Origin of the sequence: Mucilaginibacter rivuli, from assembly GCF_019391655.1 — a bacterium.
Taxonomy (GTDB): domain Bacteria; phylum Bacteroidota; class Bacteroidia; order Sphingobacteriales; family Sphingobacteriaceae; genus Mucilaginibacter; species Mucilaginibacter rivuli.
On the sequence record NZ_JAHXPQ010000008.1, the window covers coordinates 37,199 to 61,664 of the forward strand.

23 protein-coding genes are annotated in these 24,466 nt (G+C 40.9%); 10 read left to right on the forward strand and 13 right to left on the reverse strand.

The window, feature by feature from the left end; genetic code table 11:
• Positions 1-98 precede the first annotated feature (98 nt).
• Positions 99-2,561 (reverse strand): glycoside hydrolase family 95 protein, encoded by a 2,463-nt coding sequence (locus KXQ82_RS17370; protein ID WP_219489733.1) that lies wholly within the window; start codon positions 2,559-2,561, stop codon positions 99-101.
• Positions 2,562-2,736: 175 nt separating this feature from the next.
• Here KXQ82_RS17370 and KXQ82_RS17375 point away from each other — a divergent pair, with 175 nt between their 5' ends.
• Positions 2,737-4,182, forward strand: a complete 1,446-nt coding sequence (locus tag KXQ82_RS17375; protein WP_219489734.1) for a sialate O-acetylesterase — start codon at positions 2,737-2,739, stop codon at positions 4,180-4,182.
• Positions 4,183-4,414: 232 nt separating this feature from the next.
• Positions 4,415-4,852: a hypothetical protein gene (locus KXQ82_RS17380; protein ID WP_219489735.1), complete on the forward strand. Its 438-nt coding sequence runs from the start codon at positions 4,415-4,417 to the stop codon at positions 4,850-4,852.
• A 61-nt stretch (positions 4,853-4,913) separates the two neighbouring features.
• Here KXQ82_RS17380 and KXQ82_RS17385 read toward each other — a convergent pair whose 3' ends face one another.
• The 5 genes from KXQ82_RS17385 to KXQ82_RS17405 all read right to left on the reverse strand — a co-directional run bounded on the left by KXQ82_RS17385 (position 4,914) and on the right by KXQ82_RS17405 (position 9,871).
• Positions 4,914-5,765, reverse strand: a complete 852-nt coding sequence (locus KXQ82_RS17385) for an HAD-IIA family hydrolase (protein WP_219489736.1) — start codon at positions 5,763-5,765, stop codon at positions 4,914-4,916.
• Positions 5,766-5,802: 37 nt separating this feature from the next.
• Entirely contained in the window at positions 5,803-6,849 is a 1,047-nt protein-coding gene (locus tag KXQ82_RS17390) for an aminoglycoside phosphotransferase/kinase family protein (RefSeq protein ID WP_219489737.1), read from the reverse strand.
• Positions 6,850-6,935: 86 nt separating this feature from the next.
• A complete protein-coding gene (locus KXQ82_RS17395) occupies positions 6,936-7,277 on the reverse strand; it encodes a GxxExxY protein (protein WP_255563710.1) in 342 nt (113 codons plus the stop codon).
• Between the two features lie 60 nt (positions 7,278-7,337).
• Complete coding sequence (locus tag KXQ82_RS17400; protein WP_219489738.1) at positions 7,338-8,696, reverse strand: glutamine synthetase family protein; 1,359 nt, start codon at positions 8,694-8,696, stop codon at positions 7,338-7,340.
• Positions 8,697-8,854: 158 nt separating this feature from the next.
• Complete coding sequence (locus KXQ82_RS17405) at positions 8,855-9,871, reverse strand: glutamine synthetase beta-grasp domain-containing protein (RefSeq protein WP_219489739.1); 1,017 nt, start codon at positions 9,869-9,871, stop codon at positions 8,855-8,857.
• Positions 9,872-10,320: 449 nt separating this feature from the next.
• Between KXQ82_RS17405 and KXQ82_RS17410 the strand changes: the two genes are divergently transcribed.
• The gene (locus KXQ82_RS17410; protein ID WP_219489740.1) at positions 10,321-10,944 is read left to right on the forward strand and encodes a phosphatase PAP2 family protein; all 624 of its coding nucleotides are present in this window, start codon (positions 10,321-10,323) and stop codon (positions 10,942-10,944) included.
• A gap of 1 nt (position 10,945) precedes the next feature.
• Here KXQ82_RS17410 and KXQ82_RS17415 read toward each other — a convergent pair whose 3' ends face one another.
• From KXQ82_RS17415 to KXQ82_RS17435, 5 genes are all read right to left on the reverse strand, one after another.
• Positions 10,946-11,413, reverse strand: a complete 468-nt coding sequence (locus KXQ82_RS17415) for a CYTH domain-containing protein (RefSeq protein ID WP_219489741.1) — start codon at positions 11,411-11,413, stop codon at positions 10,946-10,948.
• Between the two features lie 4 nt (positions 11,414-11,417).
• Entirely contained in the window at positions 11,418-12,329 is a 912-nt protein-coding gene (locus KXQ82_RS17420) for a ribonuclease Z (RefSeq protein WP_219489742.1), read from the reverse strand.
• A gap of 27 nt (positions 12,330-12,356) precedes the next feature.
• Positions 12,357-12,734: an STAS domain-containing protein gene (locus tag KXQ82_RS17425; protein WP_219489743.1), complete on the reverse strand. Its 378-nt coding sequence runs from the start codon at positions 12,732-12,734 to the stop codon at positions 12,357-12,359.
• A 54-nt stretch (positions 12,735-12,788) separates the two neighbouring features.
• The gene (locus KXQ82_RS17430) at positions 12,789-13,733 is read right to left on the reverse strand and encodes a phosphoribosylaminoimidazolesuccinocarboxamide synthase (RefSeq protein WP_219489744.1); all 945 of its coding nucleotides are present in this window, start codon (positions 13,731-13,733) and stop codon (positions 12,789-12,791) included.
• 120 nt (positions 13,734-13,853) lie between these two features.
• Positions 13,854-14,810 (reverse strand): PhoH family protein, encoded by a 957-nt coding sequence (locus tag KXQ82_RS17435; protein WP_219489745.1) that lies wholly within the window; start codon positions 14,808-14,810, stop codon positions 13,854-13,856.
• 102 nt (positions 14,811-14,912) lie between these two features.
• On the opposite strand from KXQ82_RS17435, the gene KXQ82_RS17440 reads away from it, so the two are divergent.
• The 7 genes from KXQ82_RS17440 to KXQ82_RS17470 all read left to right on the forward strand — a co-directional run bounded on the left by KXQ82_RS17440 (position 14,913) and on the right by KXQ82_RS17470 (position 22,204).
• On the forward strand, positions 14,913-15,689 hold the full coding sequence (locus KXQ82_RS17440; protein ID WP_219489746.1) for an SAM hydrolase/SAM-dependent halogenase family protein: 777 nt from the start codon (positions 14,913-14,915) through the stop codon (positions 15,687-15,689).
• Positions 15,690-15,702: 13 nt separating this feature from the next.
• Positions 15,703-16,224 carry a hypothetical protein gene (locus KXQ82_RS17445; protein WP_219489747.1) on the forward strand — a complete coding sequence of 174 codons (522 nt, stop codon included), beginning with the start codon at positions 15,703-15,705 and terminating at the stop codon, positions 16,222-16,224.
• Between the two features lie 146 nt (positions 16,225-16,370).
• Positions 16,371-18,212: an ABC transporter ATP-binding protein gene (locus KXQ82_RS17450; RefSeq protein WP_219489748.1), complete on the forward strand. Its 1,842-nt coding sequence runs from the start codon at positions 16,371-16,373 to the stop codon at positions 18,210-18,212.
• Positions 18,213-18,662: 450 nt separating this feature from the next.
• Complete coding sequence (locus KXQ82_RS17455; RefSeq protein ID WP_219489749.1) at positions 18,663-20,057, forward strand: MBL fold metallo-hydrolase; 1,395 nt, start codon at positions 18,663-18,665, stop codon at positions 20,055-20,057.
• 66 nt (positions 20,058-20,123) lie between these two features.
• On the forward strand, positions 20,124-20,615 hold the full coding sequence (locus tag KXQ82_RS17460; RefSeq protein WP_219489750.1) for a hypothetical protein: 492 nt from the start codon (positions 20,124-20,126) through the stop codon (positions 20,613-20,615).
• Positions 20,616-20,691: 76 nt separating this feature from the next.
• Positions 20,692-21,468: a hypothetical protein gene (locus KXQ82_RS17465; RefSeq protein ID WP_219489751.1), complete on the forward strand. Its 777-nt coding sequence runs from the start codon at positions 20,692-20,694 to the stop codon at positions 21,466-21,468.
• Position 21,469: 1 nt separating this feature from the next.
• On the forward strand, positions 21,470-22,204 hold the full coding sequence (locus KXQ82_RS17470) for a hypothetical protein (RefSeq protein WP_219489752.1): 735 nt from the start codon (positions 21,470-21,472) through the stop codon (positions 22,202-22,204).
• Positions 22,205-22,254: 50 nt separating this feature from the next.
• Here the strand turns inward: KXQ82_RS17470 and KXQ82_RS17475 are convergent, their stop codons facing one another.
• Together KXQ82_RS17475 and serC are read right to left on the reverse strand one after the other, a co-directional pair.
• On the reverse strand, positions 22,255-23,205 hold the full coding sequence (locus tag KXQ82_RS17475) for a D-2-hydroxyacid dehydrogenase (RefSeq protein ID WP_219489753.1): 951 nt from the start codon (positions 23,203-23,205) through the stop codon (positions 22,255-22,257).
• Positions 23,206-23,288: 83 nt separating this feature from the next.
• Positions 23,289-24,359 (reverse strand): 3-phosphoserine/phosphohydroxythreonine transaminase, encoded by a 1,071-nt coding sequence (gene serC / locus KXQ82_RS17480; RefSeq protein ID WP_219489754.1) that lies wholly within the window; start codon positions 24,357-24,359, stop codon positions 23,289-23,291.
• Positions 24,360-24,466 lie beyond the last annotated feature (107 nt).

Below are 24,466 nucleotides of genomic sequence, written 5' to 3' on the forward strand. Positions count from 1 at the left end.
TTCAAATGGTTATTGAGTAAGCTCAAAATTAATAATTTAAACACAAAGTGTTAACTACTAATTCCTGTTTTTCCACAATTCGCACCAATTAAAAAAAATCAAATGCTTCTTAACCGGTACGTTTTTCCTTTCAGCGTATTAAACGTTGTTAAATAACCAATATTACTTTTAACTGATTTTATTGTTATACCTGCTATGCTAAGCGGTGTAAGGGTACGCAATTTACAAACCCCTCCTATTTGTGATGTTATAGTTGCCGATATTAATTTGTGGTTTTTCCAGCTTATAGCAACATTAAAATCACCCCGCGCCTTTAATCCTTTTATCGAGCCTGTCGCCCATTCATCCGGTAAGGCAGGTAACAGGTCTATCTCGCCAAGGTGGCTTTGCAACAGCATTTCAGACATGCCCGAAACACCGCCAAAGTTTCCGTCTATCTGGAATGGCGGGTGCGCATCAAACATGTTGGGGTATGTGCCTGAGCCGCTGCCTACATAGTTTTCAGTAGTGCTCCCTCCTGCCGCATGCAGCAAGTCGCGTACCAGGCCGTAAGCGTGGTTTCCATCAAGCAAGCGTGCCCAAAAGTTTATTTTCCAGGCCAGACTCCAGCCTGTACCGGCATCGCCACGCAGTTCCAGTGTTTTTTTTGCAGCATTGGCCAGATCGGGAGTTGTAATAGGTGATATTTCGCGGCCTGGATGCAAACCAAACAAATGCGATACATGCCTGTGATGCGAATCAACATCTTCCCAGTCTTTATACCACTCCTGCAGGTTTCCTTTCTTGCCGATGTGTAACGGATATAATTTATCGCGTTTGGCGATGATCAGATCGCGGAAAGCATTGTCATTTCCTAAAATATTGGCCGCATCTATAATATTGGTGAACAGGTCCCATATGATAGACATATCCATTGTAGTGGCTATGGATACGCTTCCCTTCTGTCCTTTATCATCAATAAAATCATTTTCGGGCGAAAGTGCCGGTGCGGTTACCAATAAGCCATTTTTATCTTCAACCAACCAACTTAAACAAAATTTGGCCGCTCCTTTCATTAACGGATAAGCAGTTTCTTTCAGGAACTTTTTATCGCCGGTGTATTGATAATGTGTCCATAAATGTTGTGACAGCCATGGCGATCCCATCGACCAGTTGGCCCATTTCGGGTCGCCCTTCATATCCCCAACAGGGTTTGATAATGCCCATATATCACTATTATGGTGTACCGCCCAGCCATCGGCATGGTAAAACTCTTTTGCAGTAGCCGCACCCGTTACCGACAGGTTTTTAATGAAAGCCAGCAAAGGTTCATGCATCTCCGAAAGATTAGCTACTTCGGCAGGCCAGTAATTCATCTGTACATTAATATTGGTGGTGTAATTTGAGCTCCATGGCGGACGAACGATATTATTCCAGATACCCTGCAAATTGGCAGGCACACCACCCGGCCGCGAGCATGATATAAGCAGGTAGCGCCCGTAATTGTAATACATGGTCTCTAAAGCCGGGTCTTTAGCTCCTTTTGTATATCCTATTAATCGCTGGTCGGTTGGCATAGCCGCGTTGGCATTATCAGCCGGGGCTTCTAATTGGAATGCTACACGGTTAAAGTATTTATGGTAATCGGCAACATGAGCGTTAAACAACATGTTCCAATCTTTTTTGATTGCAGCATTTAAATAGTTTTCGGCAAGTTTTACTTCATCCTTACCATCCGTATCCGGCGATCTGTCAAAACCATTAAAACTGGTAGCGGCAGACAGGAATATGGTAACATTTGTACCACCTTTTACAGTGATACCTGCCGTGTCGGTAGTTATTACACCATCACCTAAAGCTCTGGATAATAACACATAGCGCATACCCTGGTGGCCCAGGCTATCAGTGTACATCACAGGTGTCTTGTTGTATTTAACGTATGACGGATCAGCATGAAACGGCGCATGTCCGTTCATGGAAATTTCACTTGAACTAATTACCGAATTTTTAAATTGGATTGGGCTTTTGGTATTCACCTTAAAATTGAGCGCGCCGGGTTTGTTGGCTGTAAAGCGCATTACAATAACCTGATCGGGTGCCGATACAAATACCTGGCGGGTAAATTCGGTGCCGTCAATAGTAAAGCGGGTGGTTGCTATGGCATCGGCAATATTCAGATCACGGTAATAAGCCGTAGGGCTGCTTTCCTTAAAATCCTGAGTAATTACCAGGTCGCCCAGAGGCTCGAAAGATTCTGAATATACGCCCTGCAACTTGCGGGCAAGCTGTGCGGCTTTACCGTAGTTTTCTGCAAATAAGGCTTCTCGTGTTTGCCCTAAAAAGGTATATGCATCAGGGTTAACATTGTGTTTTACAGGGCCGCCTGTCCACAAGGTACTTTCGTTCAACTGTATTAACTCGCTGTTTACACGGCCAAAAATCATGGCACCCAAACGGCCATTACCTACAGGCAGGGCTTCTGTCCACACTTTTGCAGGTTGTTTATACCATAGTGTAGTATTATTTTGACAAAGGCCCGTAAAGGGTAATGCCAGTATGGCAAATAGCAGCTTGTTTTTCATAATAATGTATAATGGTTACAATTGAGCAGGGAAAATAGCATATATTTCATCAACAAACCCTCCTGTACTGTTATGATTTAACAGTGCTTTTTAAAAAACACGTGTTAGTTTAACACCAAACATATTATATTTACGAACATAAACCTATTGTTTAATATAACACTGCAATTTCCCCATGTATAAAAAGCTTAATGTTTTTATAGCCTTATTGTGCTTTGTATTTTTATCAAACTATGGCAATGCCCAAATAAGGCTGCCTAAAATCATCGCTGATAATATGGTACTGCAGCGCAATCAGCCTGTACCCGTTTGGGGATGGGTTAGACCCGCACAGCAAGTTAAAATAAACTTTTCCGGGCAAACAAAAACAGCGGTAGCTAATAGTGAAGGCTATTGGAAAATAATGCTTAACCCTATGCCTGCCAATGATAAGGATCAGCAAATGATCATCACATCAGACACCAGTAAAATAATATTAAAAAACATATTGATAGGCGAAGTTTGGTTTTGCTCGGGCCAATCAAACATGGAGTATAGTATGAAACTGATGAAGGGTTATACTAAGCCGGGTAAAGGTATTGATAGCGCTGAGCTGGAGTTGTCTGTAGTTAACCCTAATATCCGTTTGTTTAAGGTTGAGAAGGTTTACAGTTTGCCCGATGTTACTACTAAAAGCTGGAACATATCAGCAGGCACTGCGTTAGAAGAGTTTTCGGCTGTTGGTTATTATTTTGCTAAGAACGTTTATGCTAAGCTCCACATCCCGATAGGAATGATCGAAGCATCATGGGGTGGCAGCCGCATTGAACCCTGGACACCGCCTTACGGTTACGCCGCATCTGCTGCTTTTAAAGCCGAAAGCACGTTAGATCCGATGGTTGTTGATAGCTCGGCAGTAGGTAAAATGTACAAAAGCATGGTACACCCTATTGCTCCGTATGCTTTGCATGGCTTTTTATGGTACCAGGGCGAATCGAACTGTATGATAAACGAAAAAGAAAACCGCTATGTTGATAAGATGCAGGCTTTAATAGATAGCTGGCGCAAAGAGTTTGAAGCTCCAAAAGCTTCTTTTTACTCGGTACTTATCGCCCCATACTATTATACCAAACGTAAAGACCACGTGCCGCATACCACCGAAACATTGCCGGAGTTTTGGGAACAGCAAATAGAATCGACAAAGATACCTTACAGTGATATTGTAAGTGTAACCGACCTTGTTGATAATTTTAGCAACATACACCCATCTTATAAATGGGAAGTTGGCCGCAGAATGGCGCTTGTTGCTTTAGCAAAAGATTATAATTATAAAAATGTAGTTTATAGTGGCCCACGCTATCAAAAAATAGAAATAAAAGACGGCAAAGCTATTTTGTACTTCAATAATGCTACCGGCTTAAAAAGCAGCGACGGGCAGGCGCTAAATTACTTTTCGGTTGCGGGTGCCGATGGCAATTATATGAATGCGGATGCTAAAATTGAAGGCAATACGGTTGTAGTATCATGCTTATTGGTACCTAAGCCCAAAAATGTAAGGTTCGCGTGGACAGAAACCGCCACCCCAAATTTAGTAAATGCCGCGGGCCTTCCCGCTTTCCCGTTCAGAACAAGCAAAAAATAAGCAAATAATTATAAGTGTTAATATGTAGCCCGGGCAATGTATTTGCCCGGGCTTTTTTTGTTTCATAATATTTTGATCAGCATATAGTTATAGCAGATAATACCTATCTTGTTAAACAATTAATAAGCATCCCCGGCTTAATTGTCTTTCACCCAATTATTACAACCATATTAAGGAGAAGCCGAAAACCTTTAACAGAGTAGGCGTCAAAAATTTTCAAAAACAAATCATCATGAAAAAGTTATTAATAATAACCTTTGTTTTAAGCCTTTCTATTTTTACAGTAAAAGCCCAGGATACCTGGACACAAGGGTACTTAACCGGATGGACAGCCGTAAACGTTGGGCCGGGTGGCATTAATTTAGTCACCACATCTGACGTTGATATAACAGGAGTAAATAATAATGGATGGACATTGATATACCTTTCTGTTTATGCCGATGTGAATACACCCGATGGCGATTTTGGCTACTTTAATAAAGTAGGCCCGGATTATTTACCAACCCAGGGAATAGCCTACCCTGCGATTGATTATCCTGATAATACGGTTCAAATTAATAACCCGGTGCCATCAACAACGTATTATACTATAAACTTTCAGTACTACGCTGTATACCAGGATAGCAGTTTGAATTTACATTACGACTATATAAACCAAACTATATTGTAGCGTAAACTGTGGTTGTAGTAAGGGTAACCACTTTAAGTTTGTCTTAAAGTGGTTTTTTTATTTATACCACTGCCGACTCGCAGCAATAAGTAGGCACTATGCCAAGCGAGTTAATGCGTAATTCGGCGTCACGCTGTAAGGTATTACCTGTAAATACCAACATGGTATCCAAACCAAACTTGTTGCCGCCCAAAATATCAGTAGTCAGGGTATCTCCTATCATCAGGATATCCTTTTTACCTACACCCGGAAAACTCTCGCGAACAAGATCATAAGCGAACATAAACATCTGCGAATCGGGCTTGCCGAAGCGGATAAAACGTTTGCCCACAATACTTTCCAACATACTGGCAATACCGCCAATGGCTATTGATATTTCGTTGGCATTTAATGGGTATGATCCGTCGGTATTAGCCACAATGCAAGGGATATTACGGCGGCGCAACAGGTTAACGGCTTTATTTAGGTCTTTAAACCAATCGTATCCTTCATCATCAAGCAATACCAGCGCGTTTACCTGGTTAATATTGGTTTCATCAACAGCGCCTACAGGTAGTGTATGTAAACCCGATGATTCGATATAATGAGCAGAGTTTGGTGTTCCCAAATAGGCAACAATACCGTCATGCACTTTCAGATCAAGGTACTCCTTTGCCAACATACCCGATGATATTACGCAATCTTCGCGCACAGCATGGAGCCCCATTTTGTGAAAGCCTTGCGCCAACTGCAGCGGACTGCGCGATGCATCGTTGGTAACAATGTAGTATTTTTTCTTTTGCTCTTCCAGGTAATCCAGTGTTCTGTCAACTCCCGGTACCAGGCCTTCGTAGTTTTTTATTACACCAAAGGCATCAAAAAATATAACTTTATACTGATCAATAATCTCTTTAAAATTCCGGGTTTCTATCATTCGGGGTTAGGTTAGGCTGAGTGTAATTAATGGTGTGTTAATTCGGGGTATTTATGCCAAGCGCAGTAATTATCTTTTCGGCATCAAATTCCTTTTCAATTGATGGCAGGTAAATATTAAGTGCCTCGGTACGGAGCTTTTTGGCGTATTGCTCGTTAAAAAAGTAGCGCCCGTCTTTTATCACATAATTCAGGATAAAAAAGCGGTAAGCGTCTTTCATAAAATGTATTTCGGGGGCTGTTAAAGGATACTCTTTATGGTACTCTTCTAAAAACATCATAAAGCGCTCTTCCATCATCGGTCCTATTACATAACTGAATACGGTTCGGTCGCCGGCATTGGATACTACCCTGCTCAAAAAGTAAAAATCCATCATGCGGCTACTCATCCTAAACCAATCATAATCCCAGCGCGAGTAGAGCTGCACTTTATCATTAACCGAAAAATTACCTATATTCCAATCAATAAATACAGGGATAGTACCCAAAGAACCTACCGCGTTGTATTTGGTGCGGTTTTTCATAAACACATCGCAATGCTGCCTTAACATGGTTACCTGCTCGGGTGTGCCAAATTTATCGGGCGTTTTTTCCAATTGCTCTATCAGAATACGAATATCCGTACCCAGCGTTTTTGAAGATTTTGGTAAGTTTTTAATGCGAAAACAGGCTTTATGAAACTTTGCCATTTGTGTTCCCAGTGTCCTGATATGGTGCTCTTCCAGGCGGCGCGGCAAACGCTGATCAATACGTACAGGATTATAAAATACTACCCAGGCATCTTCTTTGCGGTACCTGTGGCGATAGGTATAAACCCTGTTGTTTTTTAGTAATGATTTAGCGATGAGGTTTTCGAAGGGATAAAGCAGGTTGTTGGATAAGGTATGGATGATACGGTGATCTTCTTTAAAATTCTCGTACTTACCGTATTTAGATAATTTGGCGATGATGATATCATCGTCTTCAAACCGGATGCGGAATACATGGTTGGTTGATACCATAGCGCTGATATCGTCAATATCGCGTATCAGCTTAGATGCGTCATAACCCGCCCATGCCTTTTTTATGATTGAATGGTAGTTCATATTCTTTAACCACAGAGTTAACAGAGTTTTTCACAGAGAGACACAGAGCCTTTAATGTCCGTTAATTACCCTTTTAATTCCGTCTTTTAGCATAATACATTAAAATTTATTAGTAACCCTAATCGGTAATTTCCAAGTTTCATATAGGTTAGTGTTTGAGCGAGGTGAATATCATTAAGGACATCCACACTTTTCACTTCAATTACTATTCTATTCTCAACTAAAATATCAATTCTGTAGCCTACATCAAGTTTTACTTCTTCGAAAATAAGAGGCATCCCTCTCTCCTTCTCAACATATAAACCCGATTGAACTAATTTATAAAACAAACACTCCTTATAAGCACTTTCTAATAACCCAGGCCCTAAAGCCTTGTGTACTTCTATAGCTGCACCAATTATACTCCCCGAAATCTCATTATCAGTCATATATTCCCTCTGTGAAACTCTGTGCTTTCTTGCTCTGTTACCTCTGTGGTTAATTAGTTATCAAATAACCTCAAAATACCTTTTCAATTCCCAGTCGGTAACGTGTTTGGCGTATTGTTTGCATTCCCATAAACGTGTTTGTGTAAAGTGTTCAACAAAACCCTCGCCAAATAGTTCTTTGGCTATAGCCGACTTTTGCATATCCATACTGGCATCATACAGGTTTGAGCGTAACCTTCCGTTTTTAGTATCCAGGTAACCGTTACCTGCTGTTGGCGCAACATCAAGCTTTAATTTGTTTTTGATACCGTATAAGCCCGAAGCTAACGCTGCCGACATAGCCAGGTACGGATTACTATCAGATCCGGGTATGCGGGTTTCTAAACGGGTGTATTTTTTTGATGGGTGCAATACGCGTAAGGCGGCCGTGCGGTTATCAAAACCCCAGGTTATTGTTGTTGGTGCCCATGCGCCTTCAATAAGGCGTTTATAGCTGTTAATGGTTGGCGCGTACATGGGCAGCAAATGTGGCAGGCAATACAACTGCCCGGCAAGATATTGTTTCATTAAATCGCTCATGTTATGGGTATCACCTGCGCTGTAAAACAGGTTATCTGTTCTATTTTTATCCCACAAACTTTGATGGATGTGGCCACTGCAGCCCGGTAAACTCTCGTTCCATTTGGCCATGAATGATGCCATAATGCCGTGTGCGCCTGCTATCTCTTTTACCGCAGTTTTTAACAGTGCAGCCTTATCCGCAGCAGCCAAAACATGATCGTGCAAAATGGCGGCTTCATAAACACCGGGGCCTGTTTCTGTATGTAAGCCCTCTAAAGGGATATCAAATTTCTCTAACTGGTTAAACAGCGCGTAATAAAAATCGCTCTGTTGCGATGTACGTAAAACAGAATAGCCAAACATACCGGGTGTTAGTGGCTGTATGTTGGTAAAGCTTTTATCTTGTAATGATTGTGGTGTTTCTTTAAAATTGAACCACTCAAACTCTTGTGCAAACTCAGGGTGGTAGCCCATATCTTCACATTGTTTGGTAATGCATTTTAACAAACTGCGCGGGCAGGCATGCAAATCATCACCATTGGCTTTGCTAAAATCAGCAATAAAAAAAGGTATATCATTTTGCCAGGGAATGTTGCGCATAGTTGATACATCTATCCGGCATGGCCTGTCGGGGTAACCGGTATGCCAGCCTGTTAAATCAACATTATCATAGCAGCTATCACTGCTATCCCAGCCAAAAACCACATCGCAAAAACCGTAACCATCATCAAGGCCGTCAATAAATTTTTGAGTGTGAATAATTTTGCCCCGCAAAACACCATCTATATCCGCGAAAGCGAATTTTATTTTATGTATATTATTATCTTGTAAATACTTAACTATCTGATCTTTATTCATAACAATATGATGCAAAGCAATTATTTAGGTGGCTGCAAATATAAGCTAATCCAATTTACGAAATAATGATGGGATATTGCGCTGTGAATGAAAATTTAAGGCAAAAAAAAATCCCCTGAATTTACATCCAGGGGATTTGTTATCTATGTTAGATCAGCTTACAATTTTGCTGATTTTACAGTTTTGATGATAACCGCAGCTACTTTGTACGGATCGGCAGCCGAGTTAGGGCGACGATCTTCTAAGTAACCATTCCAGCCTTTTTGTACTGTGTAAAGCGGGATACGGATAGAAGCACCACGATCAGATACACCGTAGCTGTAATCGTTGATTGAAGCAGTTTCGTGTTTACCTGTTAAACGTTGCTCGTTATCAGCACCGTAAACAGCGATATGCTCAGCAACAACTTCTTTCGGACGGAAAGCTTCTAATATTTTAGTGTAAGTTTCTTTGCTGTTCGCAGTTCTCAAAGTAGTGTTCGAGAAGTTAGCGTGCATACCAGAACCATTCCAGTCTAACTGACCTAATGGTTTGCAATGCCAGTTGATAGATACACCGTAAGTTTCGCCTATACGCTCTAATAAATAACGTGCAACCCAGATCTGGTCGCCTGCTTCTTTAGCACCTTTAGCAAATATCTGGAACTCCCATTGACCGGCAGCAACTTCAGCGTTGATACCTTCAACATTTAAACCAGCCTCTAAACATACATCTAAGTGTTCTTCGATGATATCGCGACCGAAAGCATTGTTAGCACCTACTGAACAGTAGTAAGGGCCTTGCGGACCTGGGTAACCACCTTCAGGGAAACCTAACGGTTTGTTGGTTTTTGGATCCCACAGGAAATACTCCTGCTCAAAACCAAACCAAAAATCGTTATCATCATCCTGGATCAAAGCACGGCCGTTAGATTCGTGTGGCGCGCCTGTTGAGTCAAGTACTTCGCACATTACTAAGTAAGCATCTTTTCTTTGTGGATCAGGGCAAAGGAAAACCGGTTTCAGGATACAATCAGATGAACCACCTGGTGCCTGCTCAGTTGAAGAACCGTCGAAGCTCCAGTTTGGAAGGTCTTCTAATTTACCACTGAAATCTTTTTCAATTTTTGTTTTGCTGCGAAGGCTTTGTGTTGGTTTGTAACCATCAAGCCAAATGTACTCGAGTTTTGTTGCCATTGTTTAATTGTTTTGTAAAGCTTGCTTCAAATATGTGATTTTTATTAGAGATATTGCAAATATAAATGCGAATTTATAAAAACTTTTCTTTTTTTCAGAAAAATCTATAGAAATAATCTACTTAGTAGACTGAAATTTTTACTTTATGGTATTTTCAATACAAATGGCGTACTTTTTTAGTTAAAACACAATTAAATGCGCTATAAAGCGCTAAAAAACTATTGTTTTTTGTGATTTTCATCATACTTTGTAATTCTCGCAAAAAGCCCGGCAAAAACACTGGTAAAAATGTAATTTCCTTAAAAAAAATAAATTCACCTTTTCTATCCGTTGCCCATTACTCATTTTTTGAAAATGACACCTATGATTTAAAGCTAAGTTTAAAAAGTTATTTTTTTTGGATAAACCACTTAAATTTGCTCTCTTAGCAATATCTACACGTATAAATAATGAAGAGATTTTTAGCCAATTTTTTATCTGTTATATTAATACCATTATTGGCGCCTACCTATCTTTATATCATCATTCTATTCTTTTTCCCGCAAACAGCGCACGTTATTAATTTAAGTGATAAGTTGCTGGCTATTTTATATATAGCCTTAACTACTACCCTGCTGCCTTTTATAGTGGTGTTTATATTATATAAACGAAAGGTGATCTCAGACCTGACATTACACAGGCAGGAAGACCGTACTATCCCGCAGATATTTTCGTGCGTTATCTATTTAGGTATCTCATTGTTTTTGGTTAAACAGGTAGGTTTTAGCAACCCGCTTGCTTTATCAATGATAGCGGTTACCATTTCAGTTATGTTTTTAACCATTATTACCCCGTTTTGGAAGATAAGCACACACGCTTGTGGCGCCTGGGGTATGTTCGCTATTCTATATGTATTGCAATACCGTTTTTACGAAAGTAATTTTGTGATATTATATTATGTGATCCTTGCATCGGTAATAGGTGTTTGTCTGGCAAGGTTGTATTTAAAGGTGCACACACCATTACAGGTATTAGCAGGCAGTATTTTAGGAACAGCTATCGGTTTTTCGCTGTTTCATTTTTATCTGGCTTAAGCTACCATTGCGAATACGGGTGTATTGACAGGTTAGAATTAAAATAACGTTTATCGGCAGTAACTTCTTCACCCAACCATTCGGGTAGCTCAAAGGTTTCCGTTTCACTATTCAGTTCAATTTCGGCTATAAGCAAGCCTTTATTATCACCTGCAAATTCATCTACCTCCCATAGCTTACCTGCAAAGCGTACTTCAAAGCGTTTTTTGGTGATAACAGATCCGCAAAAGTCATTTAAGAGTTCTTCGGCATCGGCTAAGGATATTTCATATTCATATTCGCTGCGCGACATGCCGGATGATTTACCTTTAATGGTAATAAAACCTTGTTTATCGGCAACTCGTACCCTTACCGTTTTTTCCGGTTCTTTAACCATATAACCTTGCCTTAAATACTTAGGTACAGGTTTAGTTGCAGCATCCCACTTTTCAAGGTTTACCAGATATTTACGTTCTATCTCTACTCCCATAACGCTAAATTACGAAAGTGCGGCCTTCAATAGCTAATTCAGTGTTTGGGAATACAGACGAAGCTTCGTCATACAATTCGGTAAGTGTTTTATAGCGGGCTGAGAAATGACCTATAATGAGTTTTTTTACATTATTGATCCTTGCTGCTTCGCCGGCCTGGAAAGCTGTGGTATGGTGCGTTTCGTTAGCACGGTCGAGCATGTCATGTGCAAAGGTAGCTTCGTGGTAAAGTAAATCAACACCGTTTATCTGGTCAAAATAACTTTGATTGTATAGTGTATCCGAGCAGTAAGCATAAGTTTTGGGCTCTTCGGAGTTTGTGGTAAGTTCACTGTTAGGGTGTGTTGTGCCATCCAAAGCAAAAAAATCTGCACCGCGTTTTAAGGCGGGATAATACAACATAGGCACGTTTAGTTCTTCGGCCCTTTCTTTAATTATTTTACGCAGGCGGCGCTTTTGGCGGAAAAGAAAGCCTGTGCAGGGTATGCGATGATCAAGAATAATAGTCTCGACAGTAATATCCTGGTTATCTAATATTACTTCGCTCGCTTCCGTATTGGTTGGCTTGAATATCAGTTCGAAATGGAGTGTTGTTTGCGAATACTTCAACTGCATTTCAATGATCTCGATAAGCTGCGGCGGGCCAAACAAAGAGATGGGTTTTTTACGCCCGTTTAAATGTAATGACGAAAGCAAACCCAATAAGCCTAAATAATGATCGCCGTGCAGGTGGCTGATAAATATATAATCGATACGGCTGGCTTTAATATCAAAACGCAGCATTTGCTGTTGCGTGCCTTCGCCGCAATCAATAAGGTATAAGCGCTCGTTAATATTGAGTGCTTGCGCCGTTGGATTTCTGTTATAAATTGGTGTTGCCGAACTACTGCCCAGGATCGTTACATCAAACCTCATGTCCGGAAAAAAATAGAAAGAAATTATTTACCTCACTTCTCTGTTCAACCCTTTTTCGATCTCTTCCATAAAGATCAGGTCGATAGCTTCTTCGGTTTTATTAACTATTGCCAGCACATTATCTAATTGCGATATGGTTACTAACCTGGCAACAGAATCGGTTAAACCGGAAAGAATAAAACAACCATCGGCATTTTTACATAAACGATGGCCTACCAATAAACTGCTTAAGCCCGATGAATCAGCAAACTTGATGGACGAAAGATCTAAAATGATATTTCGTTGCCCTTCGGTATTCATCAATATCAATTCAGATTTTAGCTGAGGTGTTATGGACGAGTTAAGCTTTGTTTCATTCAGCTTAACCAATACATATTTCTCGTGTTTATCTACACTAAATTTCATTGTTTAAATTTAAGATGATAAAGATATATATTTTTACCTGCAATAAAAATAGGGTTAAAAATTACTTAATGCAAGCATAATATTTTGCTCCACCCTGTTTACTACATCTTTATTTTCGGGTTTTACAAACTTTTCGCCAATGATCTGCTGGTAAAGTTCAATATATCGTTCGGATATTGATAGCACTTTTTCGGGTGTCATCACAGGTACTTCCTGCCCTTCTTTACCCTGAAACCCATTTTCTATGAGCCACTGGCGCACAAACTCTTTTGATAATTGCTTTTGTGCCTCGCCTTTTTCCTGGCGCTCCTGGTAACCTTCTTTGTAAAAGTATCGCGATGAATCCGGCGTATGTATTTCATCTATCAAAAATATTTCATCGCCAACTTTACCGAACTCATATTTAGTATCAACCAATATCAATCCGCGTTTGGCAGCCATTTCTGTACCGCGTTTGTAAAGGGCGCGTGTATAAGCTTCAAGCTTAAGATAATCTTTTTCGGTAACAATGCCTTTGGCTAATATATCCCCGCGTGATATATCTTCATCGTGCCCTACGGCAGCTTTTGTTGTTGGTGTAATAATAGGCTCGGGCAGTTTATCATTCTCTTTTAAGCCTTCGGGTAAGGTTACGCCACATACTGTGCGCTTACCTAATTTATATTCGCGTGCGGCATGGCCGGCAAGGTAACCACGTATCACCATCTCCACTTTAAAGGGCTCGCAAATACGGCCAATGGTAACATTCGGGTCTGGCACGGCCAATACCCAGTTTGGTACAATATCGGCAGTAGCTTTTAAAAAGGTGGCGGCTATTTGGTTCAATACCTGCCCTTTATAAGGTATTGGTTCGGGTAAAACCACATCAAAGGCCGAAATACGGTCGGTAACAACCATAGCCAGGTATTTATTATCAATAGTATAAACATCCCTTACCTTACCTTTGTAAAAGCTGCTTTGGTTTGGGAAGTTGAAATGTGTTTCTTTTAATGCGTTCATGTGTTGGGTTGTTGGGTATTGAGTTATTAGGTTATTGAGTTGTTGGGTTATTGAAAAAACAACGAATAACCTTACTAACTAACTCAAAAACTTAGTAACTCAGCAACTTAATAACTAATCTTACTGTATATCCCCATAGGCAGATAATATCTTTCTTACCAGTTTGTGGCGCACCACGTCTTCGCCGGTAAGGTAAATAATATCTATTCCTTTTATGTCTGTTAATATTCTCAACGCGGTGTGTAAACCCGATTGTTGTTTTTTAGGAAGATCTATCTGGGTAACATCGCCGGTAACAATAAACTTTGCTGATGGGCCCATACGTGTTAAAAACATCTTCAACTGCATATCGGTGGCGTTTTGCGCCTCATCCAAAATAACAAAGCAATTATCAAGCGTACGGCCACGCATAAATGCCAACGGCGCTATCTCGATGGTGCGGTTCTCCAGGTAAGTTTTCAGTTTCTCCGCAGGGATCATATCATCCAATGCATCATATAAGGGGCGTAAATACGGATCGATCTTTTCTTTCAGATCACCGGGTAAAAAGCCGAGGTTCTCCCCTGCCTCAACTGCAGGGCGGGTAAGAATGATACGTTTAATTTCTTTGTTTTTTAAAGCGCGCACAGCCAGTGCAACAGCGGTGTAGGTTTTACCTGTACCTGCAGGGCCAATGGCAAACAAGATATCGTTGGTGGCGATAGAATCTACCATGCGGCGCTGGTTAGCCGTACGTGCCTTAACCATAATACCGTTAGGGCCAAATACGATCACCTCGCCGGTGGTTGATCTGTCGGCAGTTGCATCCGGCTCAGGCTCTTCTATGCTTGAACCTAATATGCGCGACAGGTCGTTACTATTCAGGCTGTCAAATTTCTCTACGTGCTGTATCAGTTTGTTTAGCTTGTCTTTGAACAGGTTTATCTCGTTCTCGTCGCCCAGTATTTTAACATCGCTGCCACGGGCAACAATTTTAAGTTTTGGATACTGTTTTTTAATGATCTCGAAATGATCATTATTAGCGCCCCATAATACTGCGGGGTTAATGTTTTCTATAGTTAGTTTTAATTCGTTCAAGCTATGGATTTTTTAAAAATGCAGTTTTTTATGGATTAAATTTGAATATTTGCACGCTGATTATTGCATGTACAAGATTAGTAAATATATTTCTAAAAATTAATGGCAATTATAACTTTAACTACTGATCTGGGCGACAAAGATATTTATCAGGCGGCGCTTAAAGGTAGTATTTTAAAGTTAATGCCAACCGTAACCATTATTGATATTACACATTCGGTCGCGGTGTTCAATGTACAGCAAGCTGCCTTTATTTTAAAGAACAGTTTCCATTATTTTCCGGATGATACGGTACACCTTATCGGGATAGATACCGTGTTTAGTGAACATACCCGTTATTTAGCTGTACGTTACCAAAATCAGTATTTTGTTGGGGCGGATAATGGTATCTTCTCGCTCATGTTTAATAAAGACGCGCAGGAGATGGTGGAGATCAATATTATGCAGGACCTCAAGTTTTTGCACTTTCCGCTGGCCGATATTTTTGTGAAGGCAGCATGCCATTTAGCCGAAGGTGGCGCGTTAACAGATATAGGCATCCCGGTAACGGAGTTTGAAAAGAAAATGAACCTGCAACCGGTGGTGGAGAAGAATGTGATAAAGGGTAGCGTTATTTACATCGATTCGTTCCAAAACGTAATTACAAACGTTACCAAGGAATTTTTTAACAAGGTACAGAACGGCAGGCGCTTTATTTTATATTTTAAACGCAATGAAACCATAACCACATTAAGCTGGCATTACAACGAAGTACCCGAAGGCGAAAAGCTGTGTATGTTTGGTATTAGCGATCATTTGGAAATTGCTATAAACAAAGGGAACGCAAGTGGGTTATTAGGATTGAACCTGGGCGATAGCGTGATCATCGATTTCCAGTAGTACTTAATTAACCATGAAAAAACTATTGATATGCCTTTTTCTATTGGCACCCCTTACATCCGTATTTGCAGTTAGCAATACCGATTCCCTTGTTTACCAGTTACAACGTAAAAAAATTAACGGATTGCTTGAAGAGCGTAGCCGCAAGTTTGGCCAATATACCCAAAGCCTCGACCAGCATACCGGCATATTTGGCTGGCAAACCAAAAAAGATATTAAACGCTCGGGCGAAATATTGATGGACATTGTGCAAACGGACAATAACATTTTTAAAGAGTTGAAAATATTGTTCGATTATAAGAATGTGCAGCAAACACAGGTGCAGCAACAATCACACGAATCTGAAAGCCAGCTTGCGGGTTATATGCTTACCATTAACAAATTACGCCAGCAAAACGAAATACTGGTAAAACAGCAAAACGACCAGGAGAGCGCATTGAAAGGCCGCCAAACTACTTTATATATCATTATTGTATTGCTTGTGTTTACGTCTGTTTTTATGTTTACCAAGCGAAACAGGATCAGGAAAAGATAACCGGCGTAAAAAAGTTAAAGTAATTTGATTGGGTATCCGTCTACCTGTTTAGTAGCAACAGGGTTGTACTCCATTGCATTGTCAATTTAAAAGTGCAGTCTGTCTATTTTTGCTATCTTTCAAACATAAAACACGGAATAACATAAATGGCCAAAGGAAATTATATAAGAGGAACAACTAAAGCGGACATCCCAAAAGCAAAACTAAATAAGGAAAACCTGCAGAAGTTTGGAAAACTGCTGAGTTACATAAAACCTTACCGGGGCAAGTTTATAGCGGGTTTTTTCTTTTTGGTGATGGCCAGCTTAACACAGTTGGCATTCCCGGCTTTTTTGAAGGCTCTGCTTGATGCTACACAAGGGCATTATAACGCAATAATACCCAAACAATTCAGGAGTTTGATGTATGTGGGCCTGGGTGCCATGTGTATTCAATTGATAGGTGCTGTAGTTTCCTTTTTTCGTGTTACTTTTTTTGTGCAGGTTTCTGAGCGGTCGGTGGCCGATATTCGGCGTGATACGTTTTTTAAGCTTATCACTCTTGACATGAACTTTTTTGCCAACCGACGCGTTGGCGAGCTGAACAGCCGTATCTCTACAGATCTGTCGCAAATACAAAGCGCCATCACCAGCACCTTTGCAGAAATGATAAGGCAAACCATAATTATTATCGGCAGTATCACATTTTTGGTTATCCTTTCGCCCAAATTAACATCAGTATTATTGCTCACCGTTCCGGTACTCATTATTTCGGCTAAATATTTCGGGCGCTTTATCCGGAAATTATCACGTGACACACAGGATAAGCTGGCAGAATCGGCCACTATAGTGGAAGAAACGCTACAGGGTATATCGAATGTAAAGGCATTTGTAAACGAAGCATACGAAGCAAAACGATATGTGGCTGTTATTAAGGATGTGGTAAAGTTATCTATTAAAGGCTCTAAATTCAGCGGGTTATTTTCATCGTTCATCACTTTTGTGATGTTCGGGAGTATCTTTTGTATGATATGGTACGGAGCCACGCTTATAGCAACCCCTGGTAGCGGTTTTGATTTTCCGGCCTTACTTGGTTTTATTTTATATGCCGCTTTTGTTGCGGCGGCCATGGGTAGTTTGCCCGAGCTTTATGCCAATGTGCAAAAAGCTATAGGCGCCAGTGAACGGGTATTGGAGATATTGGAAGAAAAAGGCGAAGACATTTCTATCCACGAAAGTGAGAACGTTATTAAGCAAAAAATTAACGGGAACCTGGCGTTTAATAACGTGAAATTCCATTATCCATCGCGGAATGAGGTGGAGGTATTGAAAGATATATCCTTTGAGGCTAAAGCCGGACAAAAGGTAGCCATTGTTGGGCCGAGTGGCTCGGGTAAATCAACCACGGCGGCCTTGATACTGCAGTTTTACCATCCGCAAAGCGGCGAGCTGATGTTTGATGGTAAGCCGGCCTCAGCTTATGACCTAACCGATATACGTAACCAGGTGGCTGTAGTACCGCAGGATGTAATGCTGTTTGGCGGCACCATACGCGAAAATATCGCTTATGGAAAACTAAGCGCTACCGAAGATGAAATTATAAGGGCGGCCAAACAAGCCAATGCTCACGAATTTGTGAGCGGTTTCCCGGAAGGGTATGCTACTATAGTTGGCGAGCGCGGCGTAAAGTTATCAGGCGGACAAAGGCAGCGTATAGCCATAGCCAGAGCTTTGCTGAAGAACCCGGCAATACTGATACTCGACGAAGCGACATCATCGCTCGATTCGGAGTCTGAACGTTTGGTTCAGGAGGCTTTGGAGGTACTGATGAAGAACCGCACATCGATTATCATAGCCCACCGCTTATCTACCATCCGCGAGGCCGACCAGATAATTGTACTGGAAAAAGGTGAGATCATAGAGAGAGGCAACCATGATGAGTTGGTGAAAAATGAAGGTGGTTTGTATAAGTACCTGAGTAGCCTGCAGTATGTAGCGGAAGCCCCCTAACCTCTGAAGGGGAATGAAATTTTATAATATGGAGGGAAATCCGTATATTGTATGGGTTGGCATACTTAGAAATGATGTGTGCAAATGTTCTTTAAGAAATACCAGTGAATGCCACGCTTGGGGTTCATTTTTTGTTTATTGTTGATAGAAATTGTTTACAAAAATATACCCATAAATACCCAAGGTTTTCGTGAAATGCATGGCGTTAAGCGCTAAACATCGGTTGGGTTGAAATTGCGAAATTGATAATTCAGGAAGTGAGATTTAGCTGAAAACACCCAAGAATACCCAAGGTTTTACCTGGTATTAGGTATTGTAATTATAAAAATGATAAAAATTAAATGTAAGATGTAAAGCGTAAGATGGAAGATGTATAAAAGGCGTGAATGAATATGCCTTCACATATTTCATCTTACATCATCCATTTTACATAGATGATATAAAATATTGATGAAGTTAACCATACATGGTGCAGCCCAACAGGTTACCGGGAGCATGCACCTGCTCGAAATAGGAAAATATAAAATACTGGTTGATTGTGGCCTTGATTACGAAAAAGACCATAATGTGATGATGAACGAAGAGTTTCCGTTCAGGCCGGAAGAAATTGATGTGGTAATATTAACACACGCGCATATTGATCATTCGGGCAATTTGCCAACTTTAGTGCGCATGGGCTTTAACGGCCAGATATTGTGTACCCCTCCTACAGCCGAACTAACTGAGTTGTTGTTGCTCGACTCTGTAAATATATTTTTACGAAGGGAAGAAAAATCGCGCAAGCATAACCGTAAAAGGCCAGGCAGCGGCGGCAGGCAACCTTTGTACCTGCAAAAGCATGTAATGGATACGGTTGACAGATTTATTACGATCGGTTTTAACCGTCCGTTCCATGTTACCGGCGATGTGGAGTTAACTTTTATCCCTGTCGGGCATTTACTGGGTGCGGCTGCCGTTATTTTGAAGATCAACGATAACGGAACAGAAAAAACCATAGCCTTTACAGGCGATATAGGCCGCAAAAATTATCCGGTACTTAATGACCCGCAAGAGCTGCCGAAAGTTGACTACATCGTATCAGAATCAACCTACGGAGGACGTCATCATACCAAAGATAAAACCATTGAGCAGACGCTTGTAGAAACCATAAACACCGCATGTATAAAAGAACAAGGCAGGCTGATTATACCGGCATTTAGTATAGGGCGTACTCAGGCCCTGGTATTTTCGCTGAATAAGATATTCAGCAGCGGCTTGCTCCCTCCTGTTAAGGTTTTTGTGGATAGCCCCATGGCTAACGCCTCCACAGGGATATTCAGAAAATACCATAACCTGCTGAACGAAGAAGCGCACGATTTTTATAACCGCAAAGGCGATGAGTTTGAATTTGATAACCTGAGCTATGTTGAGAATTTACACGAGAGCAGGCAGGTGTCGAACTATTTTGAACCTTGTATTATCATTTCATCGGCAGGCATGCTGGAAGGCGGGAGGATACAGGATCACCTGTATCACAATATTCAAAACTATTATTGCACCATACTGTTTATAGGATATTGTGCTAAAGGTACGCTGGGTTACAGGCTGTTGCGCGGCGACCCGATAGTACATATACGCGACCGCGATTTGGCCGTGTATGCCACCATTAAAAAAACAGACCTGTTTAGCGCTCACGGCGACCATGATGATTTAATAAATACAATTAAGAGTCAGGATCCGGGTATATTGAAAGGTGTTTTTTTAGTGCATGGCGAAACGGAAAGTATGCAAATGATGGCAGATACATTGCAGGCCGATGGATATAAAGTTACCATTCCTGTTAAAGATATTGTTTACGAGTTGTAGCAGTACTGCATAATATAAATAGTATACCAACGTTTAGGTTTTTATCGATCAAAAGCATTGGAAACTATGAAAAGGATTATTACATCAGCATCGTTAATATATGTGGCCATCTTTGTTTTTGCGGCTTTCGCGATTACATCATGTACAAAACAAGAGGGGCACCTTACCGGGATCACCGGGGTTACAAAAACAGGTAATGTACAATTCTTTATCCAGGGCGATACTACGCACACACTTACTACCCCCGCCGATACCATATCGTTTGTGAGTGTAGCCACACCGCAAACTTTGGTTAAGAGCCAGAACGGGGCAAAATTCAGTATATGCAATTTGCAATTTAGCGCCAATACCAAGGGTACATTTAACCTTGACGCGTTTACAGTAAGATATAAGCAAAAATCGGGCACGGTATTTACCCAAACAAACAATAATATTGGAACGGTAACCGTAGACAGTATTAACGTTACTAAAGGGTATATTTCGGGCAGCTTTTTAAGTACGATAACCGTAGCTTCAAATACTGCAAACGTAGTAGGTGTATTTACCATACAGCAATAACATTCTGTTCATATTTTCTTGTTTTTAATATAATTTATATATGTTACCTTTATGGGGTTTTATATAATTTATATTAATGAAAAAGAATTTTACCCCTAAGTTGGTATTTATCTATACGTTGCTTTTTGCGGGAATTGCAATTATATCATCCTGCGCTAAAATTGCGGGACATACTATAATACCAGCAACTTCAACAGGGAGTACAGGTAGCACTGGTTCAACTTCAGGTACCGGAAGCACAGGCAGTACTGGATCGACAGGTTCGACAGCCTCCACCGGTAGTACCGGAACTACAGGCAGCACTGGCTCGACAGGCTCAACGGGTAGTACCGGAACCACAGGCAGCACTGGCTCGACAGGTTCAACTGGAAGTGGAACAACAGTCAATCCATCTGCCGGCACACCAAATGCAAACGGTATTGGCCCTATAGCAGTTGGTGCTTCAAATACTATTATTTTTCAGATAAATGGAGGACCTATTGTTACATTTAGCTCAAGTGCAACTAATCAGATTTCACTTAATTGCCTTGATTTTGGTGGTGGGGCTGCGCAAACAGGTATAATAGCAGCAAATTCGTCAGCTACAACTACCTTGGCTATATCTTACTTTGGGAATGGTGTAGGTACCTATTCCGGTGCGTCAAGTTTCATTACAACAGGTGTCTTTGATCTTACTGACAAAACCGGCACCGAAAAGATTAATGTTACAACTTCAAATGTTAACCCTACCCCTTTGACTTCGCCCGCCACACCTACTACTGGAACAGTAAAAGGTACTTTTGATGGCACTATGTTTGATGCTAATTCCGGTTTGTTCTTACGCGTATCAGGTTCGTTCAACATAACTCAGTAGAATGAATCTTAAGTATACGCGGTTGTTATTTGCTATGTTCACAACATTGTTGTTTTCCTCCTCATGCGTTAAAATTGCCGGTCATTCTGTTAGCCCAACTGTAACTACCTCCACAGGAAGTACGGGCAGTTCTGGTTCGACAGGCATAACTGGTAACACTGGTGGTACCGGATCGACCGGTACAACGGGTTCAACTGGAAGCACAGGAGCGACGGGTAGTACAGGTTCTACCGGTAATACCGGATCGACAGGTGGAATTACTTATTTTGACCCTAACCTGGGCATTGGTTCTGTACCTATTGGCGGAACAAATACATTCATTTTGCTATACAAGGGCGTAACATACTCATATTCTGCTGCTACCGAAAATATAAATATAAGTACTCTTTCCACATCCAACAGCGGGAAACCGCCAACAATATTGTCCGGACAAGATAATAGCAGCACATCATATGTAACCTTACAATTTGACGATACTGTTGCCGGAACTTATAAGTTATCCGGCTTTAATTTTCGTAATGTGGCGCATGGAAACGACATAAAACTAATCTTAACCCGTGCAACTTCTACCGCATTCGCAAAAGTAATAGCCGAAAACGTTACTGCTAACCCGATAGTTACCAATTATTTAATTGGAACAGTAAAAGGCACTTTCAACGGATATGTAACTGACGATAAGTCTGCGACTTTGGATTCGGTAAAGGTTGAAGGTTCTTTCAATTTCTCATTACATTAAAAAAGGCCCGGGTAATACCAGGGCCTTATATCTTCCACGTAAAGTTTGCTTTATTTCTTAAAGAAATCAATGATCAAACTAGCCAACTCCACCCCTATGCGTTCCTGGGCTTCGTTTGTTGAAGCGCCAATGTGTGGGGTTAATGATATTTTAGGGTGAGTTAAGATCTCAGCACGAGGTGTTGGTTCGTTATCAAAAACGTCTAATCCGGCAAAGCTAACCTGTCCGCTGTTTAATGCTTCTATCAGCGCCAGCTCATCAATAGTACCGCCACGTGAGCAGTTTACTACGGCAACACCTTTTTTCATTTGAGCAAATTCTTCAGTACCTAATACCGGTTTATCAGTAAACGGTGTGTGTATACTGATGAAATCGCTCTTTGCAATAACTTCTTCTTTAGTTGCAACCTTCACCGCGGCTTTAACCTGTATGCCACCGCCTAAAGTCAATTCAACTTCGGGGTTAAACGGAAACAGGTCATAAGCTAAAACATCCATACCTAAACCTATGGCAACCTTAGCTACCTCGCGGCCTATACGGCCAAAGCCTAAGATACCGATGGTTGTACCACGCAGTTCTGAACCTTTGGCGTAAGCTTTTTTCAGATCGTTAAATTTGGTAGCGCCTTCAACCGGCATTTTGCGGTTAGCATCCTGCAGAAAACGTACTCCTGTAAATAAGTGGCCAAAAACAAGCTCGGCAACAGATAATGATGATGATGCGGGAGTATTATAAACGGCCACGCCTTTTTCTTTGGCATAATCAACATCTATGTTATCCATACCAACACCGCCACGGCCTATTAGTTTCAAGGTAGGTACGGCATCAATAAGCGCTTTGCGCACTTTAGTAGCGCTACGAACGGTTATCGCATCATAAGCGCCTAATTTTGCAGCAAGTTCATCCTGTGGGATATTCTGGGTATCAACTACAAAACCTGCTGCTTCAAGCATTGCTTTACCTGCAGGATCGATACCATCATTAGCTAATATTTTAATCATTTGGTTTATTAAGTTTATTGGGTTGATAAGTTGATTAAGTTGAAGAAAGTAACCACTCGCCTATCAACTTAATCAACACTTAACTATGCTTTATTCTTCTCTGCAAATTCCTGCATGGCCTCTATCAGCACATGTACGCTGGTAATTGGCAAGGCATTATAAATTGACGCCCTGAAACCACCGGCACTACGGTGACCTTTTATGCCTACTATCCCTTTTTCTTCTGCAAGCTTAAGGAATGGTTTTTCGTGCTCAGGGTTAACCGGCACAAAGCACACATTCATTTTGGAACGATCCTCAGGTACGCAAACACCGGTAAACAATGGATTGCGGTCAATTTCTTCATATAAAGCCTTTGCCTTTGCATCGTTCTCTTTCGCGATAGCAGCAACGCCGCCTTTAGCTTTTAACCAACGTAGGGTAAGCATGGATACGTATATGGCAAAGCATGGCGGAGTATTATACATTGATCCACCTTCAATTTGTGTTTGATAGTTAAACATTGCCGGTATTTTACGGTCAACTTTACCTAAAATATCGTCTTTTATGATAACCAGTGTTGTACCTGCAGGGCCCATGTTTTTTTGAGCACCGGCGTATATCACACCAAAATCAGCAACATTAATTTCGCGGCTGAATATATCTGAAGACATATCGCAGATTACCGGAACCGGTGATTTTGGAAACTCGTGCAGTTGTGTACCGTAAATGGTGTTATTTGATGTTAAATGCAAATAGGCTGCATCAGCAGGAACTGTAAAATCTTTAGGGATATGTTTAAAGTTAGCTTCTTTTGCTGTCGCGATAACTTCTACATTACCAAAGTATTTTGCTTCTTTGAGTGCTTTGTTTGCCCAAACACCGCTTTCAACATAAGCTGCTTTACCATCAGTTGGTAACAGGTTATATGGCACCATGGCAAATTGAGTGCTGGCACCGCCTTGTAAAAATAATACCGAGTAACCTTCGGGAACATTAAACAATTCTTTTACCAAACTTACTGCTTCGTTTAAAACTGCTTCGAACTCCGATGAACGGTGCGAAATTTCAAGAATAGATAAACCTATTCCATTCAAATCGATCACGGCTTCTGCGGCCTGTTTTAAAACTTCGTGTGGTAAAATGCCCGGACCGGCACCAAAATTATGTTTCATATTTACTGTATTAGTTTCTGTTTAATTGGGCTGAGTTATGGCCTTTAACGTTAAATACTATAGACTTTGTATATTATGAGAGTTTCGAAAAACAAGCAACTATATTA

What these genes read in the sequence shown, in the direction of transcription:
- KXQ82_RS17440 (WP_219489746.1), top strand. Translation starts at nt 14,913, where the DNA reads ATGGCAATTATAACTTTAACTACTGATCTGGGCGACAAAGATATTTAT.
- KXQ82_RS17380 (WP_219489735.1), top strand. Translation starts at nt 4,415, where the DNA reads ATGAAAAAGTTATTAATAATAACCTTTGTTTTAAGCCTTTCTATTTTT.
- KXQ82_RS17470 (WP_219489752.1), top strand. Translation starts at nt 21,470, where the DNA reads ATGAATCTTAAGTATACGCGGTTGTTATTTGCTATGTTCACAACATTG.
- KXQ82_RS17460 (WP_219489750.1), top strand. Translation starts at nt 20,124, where the DNA reads ATGAAAAGGATTATTACATCAGCATCGTTAATATATGTGGCCATCTTT.
- KXQ82_RS17420 (WP_219489742.1), bottom strand. Translation starts at nt 12,329, where the DNA reads ATGAGGTTTGATGTAACGATCCTGGGCAGTAGTTCGGCAACACCAATT.
- KXQ82_RS17390 (WP_219489737.1), bottom strand. Translation starts at nt 6,849, where the DNA reads ATGAACTACCATTCAATCATAAAAAAGGCATGGGCGGGTTATGACGCA.
- KXQ82_RS17450 (WP_219489748.1), top strand. Translation starts at nt 16,371, where the DNA reads ATGGCCAAAGGAAATTATATAAGAGGAACAACTAAAGCGGACATCCCA.
- KXQ82_RS17425 (WP_219489743.1), bottom strand. Translation starts at nt 12,734, where the DNA reads ATGAAATTTAGTGTAGATAAACACGAGAAATATGTATTGGTTAAGCTG.
- KXQ82_RS17385 (WP_219489736.1), bottom strand. Translation starts at nt 5,765, where the DNA reads ATGATAGAAACCCGGAATTTTAAAGAGATTATTGATCAGTATAAAGTT.
- KXQ82_RS17475 (WP_219489753.1), bottom strand. Translation starts at nt 23,205, where the DNA reads ATGATTAAAATATTAGCTAATGATGGTATCGATCCTGCAGGTAAAGCA.
- serC (WP_219489754.1), bottom strand. Translation starts at nt 24,359, where the DNA reads ATGAAACATAATTTTGGTGCCGGTCCGGGCATTTTACCACACGAAGTT.
- KXQ82_RS17400 (WP_219489738.1), bottom strand. Translation starts at nt 8,696, where the DNA reads ATGAATAAAGATCAGATAGTTAAGTATTTACAAGATAATAATATACAT.
- KXQ82_RS17395 (WP_255563710.1), bottom strand. Translation starts at nt 7,277, where the DNA reads ATGACTGATAATGAGATTTCGGGGAGTATAATTGGTGCAGCTATAGAA.
- KXQ82_RS17445 (WP_219489747.1), top strand. Translation starts at nt 15,703, where the DNA reads ATGAAAAAACTATTGATATGCCTTTTTCTATTGGCACCCCTTACATCC.
- KXQ82_RS17415 (WP_219489741.1), bottom strand. Translation starts at nt 11,413, where the DNA reads ATGGGAGTAGAGATAGAACGTAAATATCTGGTAAACCTTGAAAAGTGG.
- KXQ82_RS17465 (WP_219489751.1), top strand. Translation starts at nt 20,692, where the DNA reads ATGAAAAAGAATTTTACCCCTAAGTTGGTATTTATCTATACGTTGCTT.
- KXQ82_RS17405 (WP_219489739.1), bottom strand. Translation starts at nt 9,871, where the DNA reads ATGGCAACAAAACTCGAGTACATTTGGCTTGATGGTTACAAACCAACA.
- KXQ82_RS17370 (WP_219489733.1), bottom strand. Translation starts at nt 2,561, where the DNA reads ATGAAAAACAAGCTGCTATTTGCCATACTGGCATTACCCTTTACGGGC.
- KXQ82_RS17455 (WP_219489749.1), top strand. Translation starts at nt 18,663, where the DNA reads ATGAAGTTAACCATACATGGTGCAGCCCAACAGGTTACCGGGAGCATG.
- KXQ82_RS17430 (WP_219489744.1), bottom strand. Translation starts at nt 13,733, where the DNA reads ATGAACGCATTAAAAGAAACACATTTCAACTTCCCAAACCAAAGCAGC.
- KXQ82_RS17410 (WP_219489740.1), top strand. Translation starts at nt 10,321, where the DNA reads ATGAAGAGATTTTTAGCCAATTTTTTATCTGTTATATTAATACCATTA.
- KXQ82_RS17375 (WP_219489734.1), top strand. Translation starts at nt 2,737, where the DNA reads ATGTATAAAAAGCTTAATGTTTTTATAGCCTTATTGTGCTTTGTATTT.